At 53.5% G+C, this 531-nt stretch carries 2 protein-coding genes; both read left to right on the top strand.

Annotated elements, in window-relative coordinates:
- Nucleotides 1–277, top strand: a 277-nt coding sequence (locus ACFSW5_RS26115) for a stalk domain-containing protein (RefSeq protein WP_379280503.1), incomplete at its 5' end; no start/stop codon positions are given.
- A partial coding sequence (locus tag ACFSW5_RS26110) for a hypothetical protein (RefSeq protein WP_379280500.1) occupies nt 274–531 on the top strand: 258 nt, incomplete at its 3' end. The genes ACFSW5_RS26115 and ACFSW5_RS26110, both read left to right, overlap by 4 nt.

Raw genomic sequence — 531 nt, 5'->3', positions numbered from 1 at the left:
ATCTGGCTATGGAGTGTTCCGGCTGCCGGCTATCTCCAATCCCGAAAGAGAAGACGAACCGGAACGAGAATACAGCCTTTTGACCGTGCGGGTTGGAAGCGCGAGGGGCGATTTGGACGGCAAGCCATATGCGCTTGACGCAGCTCCGGAAATCTCGAACGGCCGCGTTATGCTCGGCATGCGGGATGCGGTCAGAGCAGTCGGCGGTGATGTTCTTTCGTGGGATAACGTAACGAAGACGGCGGTTTTTAAGCTGCCGAGAAAGGAGAGCCCATGAACCAAGAACAAGCACTCAATGATATCTCGGTTAAGGTTGGCCGGCTTGAGGTGATGCAGGAAAATAATACACGGGCAGTGAGCGAGATGGCGGCAAGTGTGCAGCGGTTGGTCGATAAACTCGACAAATCGGACGACGTAGCAAAAGAGGCGTTGCAAAGTACGAAATCAGCGCACCATCGGATTGATGGTCTGTCAGGCGAATTCAAGGAAATGAAAACCGGTCAACGTTGGCTCATTGGAATTGTGCTGACG

Origin of the sequence: Paenibacillus thailandensis (assembly GCF_042685365.1) — a bacterium.
Classification (GTDB): Bacteria; Bacillota; Bacilli; order Paenibacillales; family Paenibacillaceae; genus Paenibacillus_AP; species Paenibacillus_AP thailandensis.
The sequence above is the reverse complement of the archived record's forward strand: the minus strand, read 5'-3'. Positions and strand labels throughout refer to the sequence as shown.